The organism is Arthrobacter sp. ov118 (assembly GCF_900116495.1).
In the GTDB taxonomy this organism is placed as follows: domain Bacteria; phylum Actinomycetota; class Actinomycetes; order Actinomycetales; family Micrococcaceae; genus Arthrobacter.
In genome coordinates, this window is the sequence record NZ_FPAY01000001.1 from 842,048 (window position 1) to 856,898 (window position 14,851).

The following is a 14,851-nucleotide window of genomic DNA, read 5'->3' on the forward strand; positions in this document are numbered from 1 at the left end:
GGCGCCCGAAGCGCGTTGCATGAACCCGTTCCCACTGGGCAGTTCCGAACGCATAACTGCGTCATTCACCGAATTAGTCCCGGACGTCCGCCGCTGGCGGCCCGGGCCTTGTGGCGCCGGTATTCGCGCCACGTCAGCCACACGATGAAGATATCGAACGCAGTCAGCAGTGCCAGACCCCAGGAGAAGGAGACCAAGATCTTATAGACCTGGTAGATGATGAAGACCAGAAGAAAGGCGATCATCCAAGGATAGGCCCACAGCCTGTCCTGCAGGACCGCCCACACCAGGACAACTTTGACCAGTCCGTGGAGTAGCAGATAGACGGCTCCGAACAACGATGCTGAGGCAGAGAGGTTGCTGGTTGACCGCACCAGGGCGTGGGCAACCAGGTCGTGGGGATCCTCGGAGAGTTCGTGCTGGGTCAGAACCCGGGCCATGGCACCGATCTGCTGCGGAGACACCAGGAGCAGCAGAACTCCGCCCACCAGTTCCAATACGCCGTCCAGGCCCTTGAAGATCAGAATGACCCGGAACGTCCGGTCCAAGAGTGCCCACTCTCCAGCGCTCGATCGCCTGCCGAAACTGCGAGGCCGTGCTGGAAGACTACGCCGGGCTCGTCCACCTGGCCATGTGCCTGGCAAGGCCCGGCTCTTGCCACGGACCGTGGCACGGTGCAAAGCTTTCGTCCACTGGCCACGCGGACACCGCGGAGAACCAGCGACCTGTTCCTGAACGGCCCGTGCCGGGTGCTGAGACCTAGGAGTTGCAATGAAGCTAGATTCTGTCGTCAAAGCCGTCGAGCAGTTCGATTTACTCGACGGTGTGGCGTCTTCCCTCGCGAAGGCCGTGGGCAAGGCGGTCAGCCCGCGGCCGGTCCGGAATCTTCTGAGCGGTACTTACATCGGGCACCCGCTGCATCCGGTGCTCACCGATCTGCCCATCGGCGCCTGGAGCATGGCCGCTCTTCTGGATCTGGCCGGTGGCCGGGCTTCCGAACCCGCGGCCGACGCCCTTGTCGTCGTCGGCATCGCCACAGCTGTTCCAACAGCTGCAGCCGGCCTCAACGACTGGTCGGACACAACGGGGAAGTCGAGGCGGACCGGAGTGATCCACGCTTTGGCCAACAGTACTGCCCTTTGCTTCTACGTTTCATCCGCCATTGCCCGCAGGAACGGCCACCGCGGGCTTGGAAAAACGCTCGGCCTGGCCGGCTTCGGCTTGATGTCCGTTGGCGGTTTCCTGGGCGGGCACCTGACCTATGCCGACGCGGTGAATGTGAACAAGACGGCGGACCGCACCGGGCCCTCCAAATGGACGGCGGTGCTCGATGAGGACGGGATGTCCGACGGCGATCGCCGCACCGTGGAGGTCGGCGGCGTCTCGCTCCTGCTGCACCGCTCCGAGGGAACGATCCACGCACTCGATGCCGTGTGCAGCCACATGGGCGGACCCTTGGAGGAGGGAAAGATCGAGAACGGCTGCGTCATTTGCCCGTGGCACGGCAGCACCTTCAGACTCGCCGACGGCACGATCGTCCGCGGACCGGCCACCCGCCCCCAGCCCGCCTACGAAACGCGGATAAACGACGGCCGGATCGAAGTCCGCCGGGCCGGCTGAGACAGCCGGTCCGGCCGTCCCCGACGGGCGCCGCGGCCTGGACACATGCGTGAGGTTCCAGGCCGTCGACCCTTGCTGGGCGTGTCCCTATTGACGGGCCGCACGCCAGGTGGGTGTGCTTACAGCATCTGCCGATGAGTTCCAGCCCGTCCCGGGTCTTCCGGCACATCCACCATCCGCGCGAACTTTGGGGGCACGTTTGAAGCTCTTGCTTACGTCAGGCGGCGTGACGAACCCGAGCATCCACTCGGCGCTCGTGCAGCTTCTCGACAAGCCGATCGCCGAGTGCTACGCCCTGGTCGTCCCGACAGCGCAGTGGGGTCACCCGATGTGCGGACCGGCATCGGTGCGGGGCCTCCTGGCCGCCGAGCCCGACTTCCGGCACTTCTCCGGCCTGGGCTGGGCGTCGCTCGGCGTCCTCGAACTCACCGCGCTGCCCACCATCGGCGCGGAGCGATGGGTCCCCTGGCTTCGGGAGGCCGACGTGCTCCTGGTCGACGGCGGCGACGCCACGTACCTGTGCCACTGGATGCGGGAGTCCGGGCTGGCCGACCTGCTGCCGTCACTGCCCGACACAGTGTGGGTGGGAGTGAGTGCCGGAAGCATGGTGATGACGCCCCGGATCGGGGAGTACTTCGTCGAGTGGCCATCCGCGCCGGACGATCGCACCCTGGGGGTGGTGGACTTTTCGATCTTCCCGCACTTGGACACTTTCCCGACCAACACCCTGGCCCACGCAGAGCGGTGGGCCGCCGACATCGGCGTCCCGGCCTACGCCATCGACGAACAGACAGCTATCAAGGTCGTCGACGGCTCCATCGAGGTGGTTTCCGAAGGACAATGGACGAAGTTCGGGTGATACCGCCCAGCATTCGTGACGTCGCGTCGTTGGACGTACCTGAACGTGACACTCACAGCGAACCGGCTCGACGCTAAGTTCGTCCCGGCCAAGGGCTACAGCTACACCGACGCGTTCAGCCCGGCTGCCTCCCGGGCCAGTTCAGTAATCCTATTCCAGTCCCCGCTTTTGACGGCCGCCGCGGGGGTCAGCCAGCTGCCGCCGACGCAGGACACGTTGGGGAGCTTGAGGTAGTCCGGCGCGGTGGCCAGACTGATGCCGCCCGTGGGGCAAAACTGCACGTGCGGGATGGGCGCACCGATGGCCGCCAGATAGTTGGGGCCGCCGGCGGGGCCCGCGGGGAAGAACTTCATGGTGTCCAGGCCGCTTTCCAGGACGGTCATGACCTCGCCCACGGTGGCCACGCCGGGAAGTACCGGGACGTCGAATGTGAGCATCTGCGTGAGCAGGGCCGGGGTGACCCCGGGGCTGACCAGGAATTGGGCACCCGCGGAGACGGCGTCGGCGGCCTGTCCGGGCGTAAGGATGGTGCCGGCACCAACCAGGATGTCCGGCACCTCGTCGGCGATCAGCTTCAATGACGTGAGTGCTGATTCGGTCCGCAGCGTGAGTTCGATGATTTTCACGCCGCCGGCGGCCAAGGCCCGGGCGAGCGGAACCGCGTCCTGGGGGTCGTCGATGGTGACCACCGGGATGACCGGGGAAATGCTCAGGACTTTTGAGGCGTCAGCCATGGTTGATCTCGTTTCCCAGGCCATCGGGCCCGTCGGTTTCCAAGGTGCGGTACCAGTGCAGCACCAGTTCGGTGAACGCCGCGTGCTGCGCCAAGTCCTGGCCAAAGATGGGATGGAAGCCCAGCAGGGCGGGGACCACGGTGGCCGCCGTGCGGGTGGCGGGCAGGACGGCGTGAAGCTGCGTAGCCAGCGGATCGTTCAGGTCTGCCACCGGGGAGGTGGCCACATGGTGCATCCAGGCGGCGACTGCCAGGGCGGCCCACCGGGGCTCGCGCCCGGCGTCGAGCGTGCCGCGGATGGTGGGGAGCAGGCGCAGCCCGAGCTTCTGAGAGCCGTCGCTTCCCACCTTGGCGGTGGTGTGGCCCAGGGCAGGGTTCGCGAAACGGCTGAGCACTTGGGAGCAGTACTGTTCACCGTCCAGCTCCGGCGGCAGGGTGATGGTGGGCAGCGCTTCCTCAACCATCATGCGCCGGCAAGCGGTGAGGAAAGCGGTCTGGCCCACGGCGTCGCTGATGGTCTCCTTGCCCGCGGCGAGGCCGAGGTAGGCCAGCATGGAGTGGCTGGCGTTGAGCAGGCGCAGCTTGGCGGCCTCCCAGGCGGCGACGTCGGAGCTGAACAGGGCGCCGGCGTCCTCCCAGCGCGGGCGTCCGGCGGCGAAGTTGTCCTCGATGACCCATTGCTTGAACGGCTCGGCCACCACCGCCGCTTCATCGCGAAGGCCCAGTTCACGCTCGACGTCGTCCAAGTCGGCCGGCGTCGTGGCGGGCACCATCCGGTCCACCATGGTGCTGGGGAACGTGACGTTCTGCTCCAGCCAGGCCAGCAGCGGTCCGCTTTCGGCTGTAGGCAGGGCGGCGGCGAACGCACGGACCATGGTGCCGGTCAGCTCGCCGTTGCCCGGCAGGTTGTCGCACGACACGACCGTGACGGGCCCGGCCCCGGTGCGCGCACGCTGCTGAAGGCCACGGATAATCTGGCCGACGGCGGTGTGCGGGGCCCTGCCGGCAAGGTCGGCCTGCACCTCAGCGTCGGCCAGGTTGAGGCTGCCGGTGCTCGGATCGAACCGGTACCCCTTTTCGGTGATGGTGAGCGTGACAATCCGTGTTGATGCCGCGGCGATCCGGTCCGCCACTTCTTGCGGCTTGTCCCGGCCGGAGAGGGCCTCGACGATGCTCGAGACGACGCGCAGCGGGGCAGCACCGGCGCCCCGCTCTGCCACGGTGAACAGCCCGTCCTGGGGCGAGAGCTGCCGGGCCACGGTGTCTGAACGCTGCGTGACGCCAACGATTCCCCAGTCGAAGTCGCCGGAGGCAAGCATGGCTTCTTCGGTGAACACCGCGGTGTGGGCGCGGGCGAAAGCGCCCAGGCCCAGGTGGACGATTCCGGGCTGCAGCTTGTCCCGCTGGATTGCGGTTTGGTGGCCGCTGGCGGCCAGCGTTGAAGGGGTCAGGCGTGTGATGACACGGCTCCTTCCACGGAGGCGCCGGCGGTCGCGGCGTGGGCACGGGTCTGCTCGAACGTGGGGATGAAACCCGTTCCGCCCTTGCCGCCCACCACCAGTGAGGATGCCGCGGCGCCGTAGCGGGCCGCTGCCGGAAGGCTGTCGCCCAAAACGAGACGGGCGGTCAGGGTGCCGACGAAGGCGTCGCCTGCGCCGGTCTGGTCCACCACGGAGGGGGCCGGGATTGCCGGGACCCACAGTGAGTTCTGGTCCCAGTCGAGCTGGATCCCCTCGGCGCCGCAGGTGACGGCCACGTTCTCCGTGCCATGGGCCCGCAGCTTGGCGGCCGCTTCCTGCGGCGAGGAAGTGCCCAGGAGCACGCTGGTTTCGCCGGGAAACGACGGCGTCACCAGGAACGCTTGGGACGCGAGTTCGGTGAGCGCCGCCGTCGCGTCTTCCGGTGTGGTGAGCCGTGGCCGGAAGTTGGGGTCGAACACGAAGCGCTGCGCGAGGGAGGCGGCTTTCACGACGGCGGCGCGGGACGTCGTCGAAATGGCGCAGGCGATGCCGCCGGCGATCACGGCCCCGGCCGCCTCGAAAACGGCCGGCTCGACGTCGTCCGGGCCGACTGTCGATCCGACGCTGCCGCTGCGGGCGTAGGAGAACTCGCGCTGCCCGGCCGGGTCGCAGTGCACCAGATAGACGCCCTGCTGCCCGGAACGGAACGTCAGCAGGTCGGTGGAGATGCCCAGTTCGGCGATCCTGGCGGCGATGGCCTGGCCCAGGTCGTCGTCCGTCAGGACGGAGAGCAGCCCCACCCTGGCGCCGGCGGCAGCTGCCGCTGCCGCCACGTTGAGCGCGTCGCCGGAGATGCCCAGCTGCGCTGGAACCCCGTGGCCGAAAGGCAGGTCGGTGGCGACTTCGACGAGGATCTCCCCCATTACGACGACGTCGAAGGGCTTCTGCTCTTGCATCGCATTCTCTTGGGCCGCGGCGTTCACCAGTCGTGCACCGATCCGTCGAGCCGCCGGTTGACGGGCAGGTACTTCGGGTCGAACGGGTATGCGGCGGCAGCTTCTTCGTTGAATTCAACGCCGATGCCGGGAGCGTCGCCGGGGTGCATGTAGCCGTCGTTGAAGGTGTAGGAGGTCTTGAACACCTCGCCCGCCGGATCCCGGTGCCCCATGTATTCCTGGATGCCGAAGTTCGGGATGCTCATGTCCACGTGCAGAGCGGCGGCGAAGGAAACCGGCGAGAGGTCGCCCGCGCCGTGGGAGCCGGAGCGCACGCCGTAGAGGTCCGCGAGAGAGAAGATGCGGCGCAGGTGGGTGATGCCGCCGGCGTGCGAGACGGAGGTGCGGATGTAGTCGATCAGCCGCTCGGTGATGAGCTGCTGGCAGTCCCAGATCGAGTTGAACACCTCGCCCACCGCAATGGGGGTGGTGGTGTGCTGGCGGATCAGCCGGAACGCAGACTGGTCCTCGGCCGGCGTGGGGTCCTCGATCCAGAACGGCCGGTACGTTTCCAGCGACGCGCCCAGCCGTCCGGCCTCGATCGGGGTCAGCCGGTGGTGCACGTCGTGCAGGACATGGACGCCGTAGCCGAACTGCTCCCGCACATGGGCCATCATCTTCGGTGCGAAGTCCAGGTAGGCGGTGGTCTCCCACGTGTCTTCCTGCGGGACGTTGCCGCTGGCCGGCTCGTAGAGCTTCCCGTCCACGGGGGCGATGCCGTAGGTCTTGTCCAGCCCCGGAACGGCCGCCTGGGCACGGATCGCCTTGTAGCCGAGGTCCAGGTGATGCTGGAAGTCCTCACTCAGGTCCTCCAGGGTGGAACCGCTGGCGTGGCCGTAGACCATGACGCCCTCGCGCGCCGCTCCACCGAGGAGTTCGTAGACGGGCATGCCGGCGGCCTTGCCCTTGATGTCCCAGAGCGCGACGTCGATGGCCGCGATCGCCGTCATGGTCACCGGTCCGCGGCGCCAGTAGGCACCCTTGTAGAAGTACTGCCAGGCGTCCTCGATGCGGCGGGCGTCGCGGCCGATCAGCAGAGGGCACAGGTGGTCGGCCAGGTAGGAGGCTACTGCCAGCTCGCGCCCGTTAAGGGTGGCGTCGCCGACGCCGGTGATGCCGTCCGCGGTTTCAATTACGAGCGTGACGTAGTTCCGTCCGGGTGACGAAACCACTACCCGTGCGTCGGTGATCTTCACTGGTGGTCCTTTTACTTCAGGGTGAGGTGGGAATTATTCGAGTAGTCGGGTCAGGAGAGGCGGAGCATGACCTTGCTGCTTCCGGAGGCCGGGTCTACCGCGACGCGCATGGCCTCTTCGGCGTCGTCGATGCCGAACTTATGCGTGATGACCGGGGAGACATCGAGCCCTTCGGCCATCGCCCGGAGGGCGTCCGTGATCTCATCCACGAACCGGTACGAGCCGATCCAGGTGATCTCCCGGGTGACCAGGTCACCCAAGGCGGCCGGGGCCGGGGCGCCAGGCAGGTTGCCCACCTGGACAAGAGTTCCGCCGCGGGCAGTGGCTTTCAGAACGCCGCCCAGGACGGCCGGGATCCCGGTGGCCTCAAACACCAGTTCCATGTCCTCCGGCAGTGCCCCGCCGTTTCCGACGTTCAGGACCTCGTCGGCACCCATGGCCTTGGCAATCCGCAGCGAGTCGTCGTTGATGTCCGCGGCGATGACGGTCCTGGCACCGGCATGCTTCGCCGCAGCGATCACGAGCGAGCCGATCGGTCCGGCTCCGTTGACCAGAATGTCGCGGCCGGCGAGCGAACCCGCCCGGCCCACGGCGTGGAGAGCGACGGCGAGAGGTTCCGCGAGCGCCCCGCGGAGGGTGTCCACCCCGTCCGGCAGCGGACGGATCTGGGATGCCTTGGCAAGCTTCCGCTCGCTGAATCCGCCGTCGGTGTGCGGGTCGAACGCCGCCGAACCGAAGTAGCGGATCCGGGGATAGAGGTTCGTCCTGCCGTGGAGGCGTTCCGGCATGATGCCGTCCCCCACCAGTTCGGCGGGATGCACCGTGACGGGCTGGCCGACCTCGAGGTTTTCGACGCCATCGCCCAGCTGGGCGATCCGGCCGGCCACCTCGTGGCCGAGGACCAGCGGCGACTTCAGCGCCGCCGTCCCCGAGGCTCCGTGGCGCCAGTACGAAAGGTCGGATCCGCAGATGCCGCCCCATTCGACGTCGAGCACTACCTCGCCAGGTCCGGCGACAGGCTCAGGCCGCTCGTCCACGCGCAGATCGTTGGCTCCGTGGACAACGACGGCTTTCATACTGCGTCTTCCAGGCGGACCAGGTCGCGGCCGCGGACCTCGGGCCCGACGGCGGCGGAGATCAGGGTGATCAGGGAGTAGCCGATGAGCATCGCTGCGAGCGGCCACCAGTGTCCGGTGACGGCGGTGAGCGTCGCGGCGAGCAGCGGGCCGATGGCGGTGGCGAGAATGCCGCCGATTTCCTTGGCGAGGGCCAGTTGCGTGAAGCGGGTGCGGGCTCCGAAGAACTCGGCCATGGTGACGCTTTCCATGGAGAACAGGCTCAGGACGCCGAGGTTCAGGCCGATGACCATGGCGATGGTGATCACTGCCGGGTTGCCGCTGGTGATCATCAGCATCATCGGGATGGCGTACACAGCCGTCAGGGCGCTGAGCGTCAGATACAGCGGCCGGCGGCCGAACCGGTCACCCAGCAAGCCAACGAGCGGGATGGTGACGAAGCCAACGAGCGAGCCATACAAGATCGCATTGGTGCCCACGCCCTTATCGGTGAGCAGGACGGTGGCGAGGTAACCGACCAGGAAGGTCTGCACCAGACCTGAGTTGCCGGCCTGGCCGAAGCGCAGGCCCAGGGCGATCAGGAAGGACTTGCCTTTGCGCTGGTGCAGGGCGGCTTCGATGGTGCTGGTTCCGGCCAGTTCGGGAGCCGCTGCCGCCGAGCGCTTGGCGACCTCGTCCTTGGACAGGGCCACGCCGTCAACGACGTCGGCGCGCTGCTCGAACACGGGGCTTTCCTTGAGGGAGCGACGGATCCAGAGGGCGAAGAGCATGATCACGAAGCTGGCCAGGAACGGAATGCGCCAGCCCCAGCTCAACAGCTGTTCCTGGGACAGTGAGCTCACTAGGATGACCCACAACGCCGACGCGGCGAGGGTGCCAGAGTTGGTGCCCAGGCAGACCAGTGAGGAGATGAGGCCGCGGCGGCGTGCCGAGGCAAATTCGGCAAGCATCACGGTGGCACCGGCGATTTCGGCGCCGGCGCCGAAGCCCTGGACGAGGCGGAGCGCCACCAGCAGGATGGGGGCCCAGATGCCCACCATGGCGTAGGTGGGAAGAACGCCGATCAGGGTGGTGGAGGCCCCCATCAGGGCGATGGTGATGTACAGAACCTTCTTGCGGCCGATCCGGTCCCCCATGCGGCCGAAGTAGATGGCGCCGAAGAGGCGGGCCACATAGCCCACGCCGTACGTGGCCATGGCGGCGATAAGACCGATCACGGGGCTGACGTCCGGGAAGAAGATCTTGTTGAAGACAATGGCCGCGGCCAGGGAGTAGAGCTGGAAGTCCATGAATTCCATGGCGGTGCCCAGCCAGCCGGAGACGGCCACCTTGGCGAGGTCGCGGGTGTTCCGGGACTCCACCTGGGTGGTGGGCGGCGCAATGCTTTCGGTCATCAGTTGCTCCTTTGCAGGCGATGCTTTCGAACGGGAAGGGTAGAGCATTGGGATAACGGCGGGTAGCTGGCAGCTGGGGGCTGGTTTCCTGCGCTTGTTGGCTGATGCAGGGCCAGCGGCCATAAAGTGACCGGCAGCACTTCAATTTCTACTACCATACAAGCACTACCATTCTAGTGTGTCAACAACGCTAGAATGAGATATGCCCACGGACAAAAGAAGCGCAGCCCCCCGGCTCTCGGTGCGGGATCAGACGCTCGAGACGCTTCGCCGCCGCATCATCTCACTGCAGCTGCCCCCGGGCGAGCCGCTCTCCGAGAACGAGCTGGCGCAGGAACTCGGCGTCAGCCGGACCCCGGTCCGCGAAAGCCTCATCCTGCTCCGCGAGGAAGGGCTGGTCCAGGTCTTTCCGCAGATAGGGTCATTCGTCTCCCTGGTGGATCTGGGGCGTGTCTCGGAGGCCCAGTTCGTCCGGGAAGCCATTGAATGCGCTTCGCTGCGGGACCTTGCCGTTGACGGTGCGGGCATTGCGGGCCTGCGGGACATTCTGCGGGCACAGGCTGACGCCGAGTCAAGCGGTGATGTGGAGGAATTCTTCCGGCTGGACGAAGACTTCCACCGTGAACTTCTGCGGCTGGCCGGCCACGAATCTGCCTGGGCTGCCGTCAACTCCGCCAAGGCCCACCTGGACCGGGCCCGCCGGATGAGCCTGCTGGAGACCAGGCCGGTGTCCACCCTGATCGAGCAGCACACCGCCGTAGTCGATGCGTTGGAGGCCCGGGATCTCGCGGAGGCGGACAGCTCCCTGCGGCTCCACCTGCGCGGCGTCTTCGATGACGTCAAGCGGATCCAGGCGTCCTCGCCCGACCTTTTTTCGGACGGCACCGCACGCAGGCCGGTCCGGCGGAACGTCGCACGGCTGGCCTAGTCGCACGCCTAGGGATGATGTCCGAAACGGCCGGGCGGAGTCTGACCTGCCGGAGGGCCTAGGCCCGACTACCGCTGCCCGTTACCCTGATCAAAGCATCTGCACTGCGATCAAGGAGTGAATATGTCAGGAAGCAATCCGGACCCGGAAGACGACAAGATCACTGGCCTGGAGCCGGGTGGCGGAGTGCCGCCGGGCGAGACCCCTCCGGGCGAAGCCTCGACGGCCGGGCCGCAGGGTCATGAGGAGCAGGGCCCGAAGAAAGGCACCCAGATCCTTTGGATGGCTGGCATCGCACTAGTAGTCCTGCTGTCGCTGCTGTACTTCATCGGTTACATCGTGGGAATCCTCGATTAGGCGTGGCTGAGACCGAAGACTCTTGACTCACTCCCCCTCCCGGGGGCACCCTGCAGGGGTCCAGCAAAGTTCCACCGACGAAGGACACCGCCATGCCCTCGGCACACCAGGAAAACTTCGGCGCCGACCTCTCCATGGTCGCTGAACTCGCTGCGCAGCTCCGGGTGGACTCCATCCGGTCCAGCACGTCCGCCGGATCCGGGCACCCGACGTCGAGCATGTCTGCCGCGGATCTTCTGGCCGTCCTCATCAGCCGTCATCTGCGCTATGACTGGGACAAGCCGGACCTGGACGCCAACGACCACCTGATCTTCTCGAAAGGCCATGCCTCTCCCCTGCTGTACTCCGTCTTCAAGGCCGTCGGCGTCGTCTCTGATGACGAGCTCATGACCGGTTACCGCCGCTTCGGCCAGCGCCTGCAAGGCCATCCGACGCCGGCACTGCCCTGGGTAGATTTCGCTACGGGTTCGCTGGGGCAGGGACTTCCCGACGGCGTAGGCGTCGCCCTCGCCGGGAAATACCTTGACCGGCTCCCCTACCGGGTGTGGGTGCTGTGTGGCGACAGCGAAATGGCGGAAGGCTCCATTTGGGAAGCCTTGGACAAGGCCTCCCATTACGGCCTCACAAACTTAATCACCGTCGTCGACGTAAACCGGCTGGGACAGCGGGGCCCAACCGAACTCGGCTGGGACATGGAGTCATACGCTCGGCGGGTCCAAGCCTTCGGCGCCCAGGCCGTAATCATCGATGGCCACGATCTCAGCACGATTGACGAGGCCTTCTCCACCGCGGCGGGAGCACCCGAAGGCAAGCCCGTGGTCATCCTCGCCAAGACCATCAAGGCCAAAGGCTTCGCCGAGATCGAAGACAGCCCGGACTGGCATGGAAAACCCCTCCCGCCCGACATGGCCGAGAAGGCTATTGCAGAACTCGGCGGTCAAAGAATGCTGACCTTGCGGGGCCCTCTTCCAGAAGAGGGGTCAAAAGCAGGCATCGACGCTCCCGGCACAACCCTTCCAAGCTATAAAACGGGCGAAAAGGTCGCCACGCGCAAAGCCTACGGCGACGCTTTGGCAGCACTCGGGGCGAACGATCCCACCGTTGTTGCCTTGGACGGCGAGGTCAGCAATTCGACCCATTCCGACGAATTCGCGAAAGCATTCCCCGACCGGTTCTTCGAAATGTACATCGCCGAGCAGCAGCTCATCGCCGCCGCAACAGGACTCAGCACCAGGGGATATAAAGCCTTCGCCTCCACCTTTGCGGCATTTCTCACCCGCGCCTACGACTTCATCCGCATGGGTTCCATCTCCGGCGCCGATCTTCGTCTCTGCGGCTCTCACTCCGGCGTCGAGATTGGCGCCGATGGTCCATCCCAGATGGCGCTGGAGGACCTGGCGATGTTCCGGGCCGTGCATGGTTCGACTGTCCTCTACCCTGCCGACGCCACCAGCACAGCTGCCCTTGTGCAAGGCATGGCGGAAACCTCCGGCATCAGCTATCTCCGAACCACCCGCGGCGCCTATCCCGTTCTGTACGGCGCTGCCGAGCAGTTCCCGGTCGGCGGCTCCAAGCTCCTGAGGTCCTCCGACAACGACGACGTCACCCTCATCGGGGCGGGGATCACCCTTCATGAAGCGCTCAAGGCGGCAGACATCCTCCGTTCTGGAGGAATCCAGGCGCGGGTCATCGACTGCTACTCCATCAAGCCAATCGACGTAGAAACGCTGCTCACCGCCGCCGGCGAGACACAGGGCCGCGTCATCATCGCCGAAGACCACCACCCGGAGGGCGGCCTGGGATCAGCGGTCAAGGATGCATTGCTGATGGCACCACCGAGTGATTTGTCCATTGCGCACCTGGCCGTCCGTGGCATGCCCGGTTCCGGAACCGGGCAGGAGCTCCTCGCCTGGGCAGGCATCGACGCCGAACATATCGCCGAGGCGGCCCGGCGCCTGGTTGAGGCAGGGACCCTCATAGGCACTGATGGCTTTGCTCTTCCTGGCCAATTGTCCTAGGACAACCGGATTCCAAGCTGTCAGCCCGCGGCCTTACCCTCGCGGGCCACCTCCTCCAGAATCTTGGCCGTCGGCGATGCCGACATCAACTGCCCTATCACCTCCGGTCTATCCCACACCTGGCTGCGCAGCCGTTCTAGAAAGGCGGTCGCCGCGTCCTTGGTGTCGAAATCAAGGTGCACGGCCACACTGTTCTGGTCGTCAGTATCCTGGAACACCCGGACAGACCGGGCGCCCGAGGCGGCGCGGCCTGCCGGATCGGTGTCGAAGACTTTCTTCCATTCCCCATAGTCCCGCACGGGATAGCTGATCTGCAGGGTGAACATCGTTGTTCCCTTCCCTCGTGGTGTGTGCAGGACCACCATAGGCCGTCCGGCGTCATCCCGGTAGGGCTCTATCGTGGCCGCGGTTGGCCGGCGGGATCGCCTTCGCCGCGGCACTTCTAGGCGAACGAGCTGAACCGTAGTTTGTGGAGCGTGTCCGGTATACCGGACAAAAACTGGCGCGCACGGCCTTTCCTGTGATCTGCGTCATGCTCTGATGGAAGCGGCCCCACGGGGAGACACTTTTTAGTTCCGATAGAAGGAATACGCAATGCAGGCGAAAACAGCATCGGGGACGGGCGGGCCGCGCGTGGAGCGCCGCTCCATTGACTTCATTCCCGAACGGGAACGGCACGGTTCCCCCTTCCACCAGTTCACGCTTTGGTTTGGTGCGAACATGCAGATCACCGCGATCGTGGACGGCGCATTGGCGGTGCTCTTCGGCGCCGACGCGCTCTGGGCCATCCTGGGCCTGTTCATCGGCAACTTGCTAGGTGGTGCAGTAATGGCACTGCACGCCGCCCAGGGGCCGCGCCTGGGTCTTCCGCAAATGATCTCCAGCAGGGCTCAGTTCGGCATCCTCGGAGCCGTTATTCCGCTGATCTTGGTGATCATCATGTATCTCGGCTTCGCCGCCACGGGCACCGTTCTCGCCGGCCAGGCCGTCGATCAGATCCTGCACACCGGAACGCCCGCCGTGGGGATGGTCATCTTCGGTGCACTGACGGTGCTCGTCGCAACCCTGGGTTACAAGTACATCCACCTCCTGGGCCGCATTTCGACCATCGTGGGCGTTGTGGGCTTCACTTACCTGGGCATCCGGCTCTTCGCGAGCTACGACATCGGCGCGGTACTCGGCGACGCTCAGTTCGAGTTCCCCACGTTCCTGCTGGCCATCTCGCTGGGCGCCGGCTGGCAGCTGACCTTCGGACCGTACGTTGCGGACTACTCCCGTTACCTGCCGGCGAAGACCAGCATGGCGAGCACTTTCCGCTCCTCCTATCTGGGAACGGTCCTCGGCTCACAGTGGTCAATGACTCTTGGTGCCCTGTTCGCTGCGCTCGCACTGCCCAAGGGAGCACGGTTCCTGGACGGCCAGGTCGCCTTCCTCGGCAACCTCAGCGGCGGCGGTCTGATCGCCGTCGTCATCTATCTCGTCATTGTGGTCGGTAAACTGACCGTCAACACCCTGAACGCCTACGGCGGCTACATGACCATGCTGACGTCCATCACCGCCTTCACCCGGAAATCCACTGTGGCGACCTGGACCAGGTTCGCCTACGTGGTCGGCTTCATCGGGGTGTCGGTTGTCATCGCAGTGCTGGCCTCGCCCGACTTCATCTCCAACTTCAAGAACTTCGTGCTGCTGCTGCTGATGGTGTTCATCCCGTGGAGCTCCATCAATCTTGTCGACTACTACCTCATCTCCAAGGAAAAGGTCGATATCCCTGCCCTCTACGATCTGGACGGGCGCTACGGACGCTGGAATGTCACTGCACTTGCCACCTACGCACTCGGCATTGTGGTCCAGATTCCGTTCCTCGCCCAGACGCTCTACACCGGGCCGATGACCGAGCTGCTCGGCGGCGCGGACATTTCCTGGCTGGTCGGGCTTGTCCTGACTGCTCTGGTCTACTACCCGCTGGCCAAACGGACCTCCAATCCCCCGGCGCAGATGATCTACCCCCGGGACGAGGAAGCAGCGCAGACGCCGGTGCGGCCGGAGACCGAGGTCGTCTTCTGAAACTTCAGCCTCTCGTAGGGCACTTCTAACAAGCCCGGAGACGGTCCAGCCGCAGAAGCCGTGCACCTGGACGGTCTCCGCTCGCGAGGGCCTCAATTCACGACACGGGCTCAGTCAGGCAAGAAGGGCCCCACTTTCGTAGACTCAG

The 14,851-nt window shown here is 65.7% G+C and carries 14 protein-coding genes; 6 read left to right on the forward strand and 8 right to left on the reverse strand.

The window, feature by feature from the left end; translation table 11 throughout:
* Positions 1-65 precede the first annotated feature (65 nt).
* Positions 66-548 (reverse strand): DUF2127 domain-containing protein, encoded by a 483-nt coding sequence (locus BM372_RS20600; RefSeq protein WP_177235867.1) that lies wholly within the window; start codon positions 546-548, stop codon positions 66-68.
* A gap of 223 nt (positions 549-771) precedes the next feature.
* Between BM372_RS20600 and BM372_RS03935 the strand changes: the two genes are divergently transcribed.
* Both BM372_RS03935 and BM372_RS03940 read left to right on the forward strand, forming a co-directional pair.
* Entirely contained in the window at positions 772-1,620 is an 849-nt protein-coding gene (locus BM372_RS03935; RefSeq protein ID WP_090952087.1) for a Rieske (2Fe-2S) protein, read from the forward strand.
* 199 nt (positions 1,621-1,819) lie between these two features.
* Complete coding sequence (locus BM372_RS03940; protein WP_090952090.1) at positions 1,820-2,479, forward strand: Type 1 glutamine amidotransferase-like domain-containing protein; 660 nt, start codon at positions 1,820-1,822, stop codon at positions 2,477-2,479.
* Between the two features lie 101 nt (positions 2,480-2,580).
* Here the strand turns inward: BM372_RS03940 and eda are convergent, their stop codons facing one another.
* From eda to BM372_RS03970, 6 genes are read right to left on the reverse strand one after another with little or no spacing between them, the layout of a single operon-like run.
* Positions 2,581-3,213, reverse strand: a complete 633-nt coding sequence (gene eda / locus BM372_RS03945) for a bifunctional 4-hydroxy-2-oxoglutarate aldolase/2-dehydro-3-deoxy-phosphogluconate aldolase (protein WP_090952092.1) — start codon at positions 3,211-3,213, stop codon at positions 2,581-2,583.
* Entirely contained in the window at positions 3,206-4,672 is a 1,467-nt protein-coding gene (locus BM372_RS03950; protein ID WP_090952956.1) for a mannitol dehydrogenase family protein, read from the reverse strand. The genes eda and BM372_RS03950 overlap by 8 nt, the downstream gene beginning before the upstream one ends.
* Positions 4,660-5,628: a sugar kinase gene (locus BM372_RS03955; RefSeq protein ID WP_090952954.1), complete on the reverse strand. Its 969-nt coding sequence runs from the start codon at positions 5,626-5,628 to the stop codon at positions 4,660-4,662. Before BM372_RS03955 ends, BM372_RS03950 begins: the two co-directional genes overlap by 13 nt.
* 23 nt (positions 5,629-5,651) lie before the next feature.
* The gene (manD, locus tag BM372_RS03960; protein WP_090952095.1) at positions 5,652-6,863 is read right to left on the reverse strand and encodes a D-mannonate dehydratase ManD; all 1,212 of its coding nucleotides are present in this window, start codon (positions 6,861-6,863) and stop codon (positions 5,652-5,654) included.
* A gap of 50 nt (positions 6,864-6,913) precedes the next feature.
* A complete protein-coding gene (locus BM372_RS03965) occupies positions 6,914-7,939 on the reverse strand; it encodes an L-idonate 5-dehydrogenase (RefSeq protein ID WP_090952098.1) in 1,026 nt (341 codons plus the stop codon).
* A complete protein-coding gene (locus BM372_RS03970; protein WP_090952102.1) occupies positions 7,936-9,333 on the reverse strand; it encodes an MFS transporter in 1,398 nt (465 codons plus the stop codon). Before BM372_RS03970 ends, BM372_RS03965 begins: the two co-directional genes overlap by 4 nt.
* A 202-nt stretch (positions 9,334-9,535) precedes the next feature.
* On the opposite strand from BM372_RS03970, the gene BM372_RS03975 reads away from it, so the two are divergent.
* The 3 genes from BM372_RS03975 to BM372_RS03985 all read left to right on the forward strand — a co-directional run bounded on the left by BM372_RS03975 (position 9,536) and on the right by BM372_RS03985 (position 12,636).
* Positions 9,536-10,261, forward strand: coding sequence for a GntR family transcriptional regulator (locus BM372_RS03975; protein ID WP_090952105.1), 726 nt, complete (start codon positions 9,536-9,538; stop codon positions 10,259-10,261).
* A gap of 123 nt (positions 10,262-10,384) precedes the next feature.
* Positions 10,385-10,618 (forward strand): DUF6480 family protein, encoded by a 234-nt coding sequence (locus tag BM372_RS03980; protein WP_090952108.1) that lies wholly within the window; start codon positions 10,385-10,387, stop codon positions 10,616-10,618.
* Positions 10,619-10,710: 92 nt separating this feature from the next.
* Positions 10,711-12,636: a transketolase gene (locus BM372_RS03985; RefSeq protein WP_090952113.1), complete on the forward strand. Its 1,926-nt coding sequence runs from the start codon at positions 10,711-10,713 to the stop codon at positions 12,634-12,636.
* Positions 12,637-12,656: 20 nt separating this feature from the next.
* On the opposite strand, the gene BM372_RS03990 is transcribed toward BM372_RS03985, so the two are convergent.
* Complete coding sequence (locus tag BM372_RS03990) at positions 12,657-12,962, reverse strand: hypothetical protein (RefSeq protein WP_090952117.1); 306 nt, start codon at positions 12,960-12,962, stop codon at positions 12,657-12,659.
* Positions 12,963-13,230: 268 nt separating this feature from the next.
* On the opposite strand from BM372_RS03990, the gene BM372_RS03995 reads away from it, so the two are divergent.
* Positions 13,231-14,703, forward strand: coding sequence for a purine-cytosine permease family protein (locus tag BM372_RS03995; RefSeq protein WP_090952120.1), 1,473 nt, complete (start codon positions 13,231-13,233; stop codon positions 14,701-14,703).
* Positions 14,704-14,851: the final 148 nt, after the last annotated feature.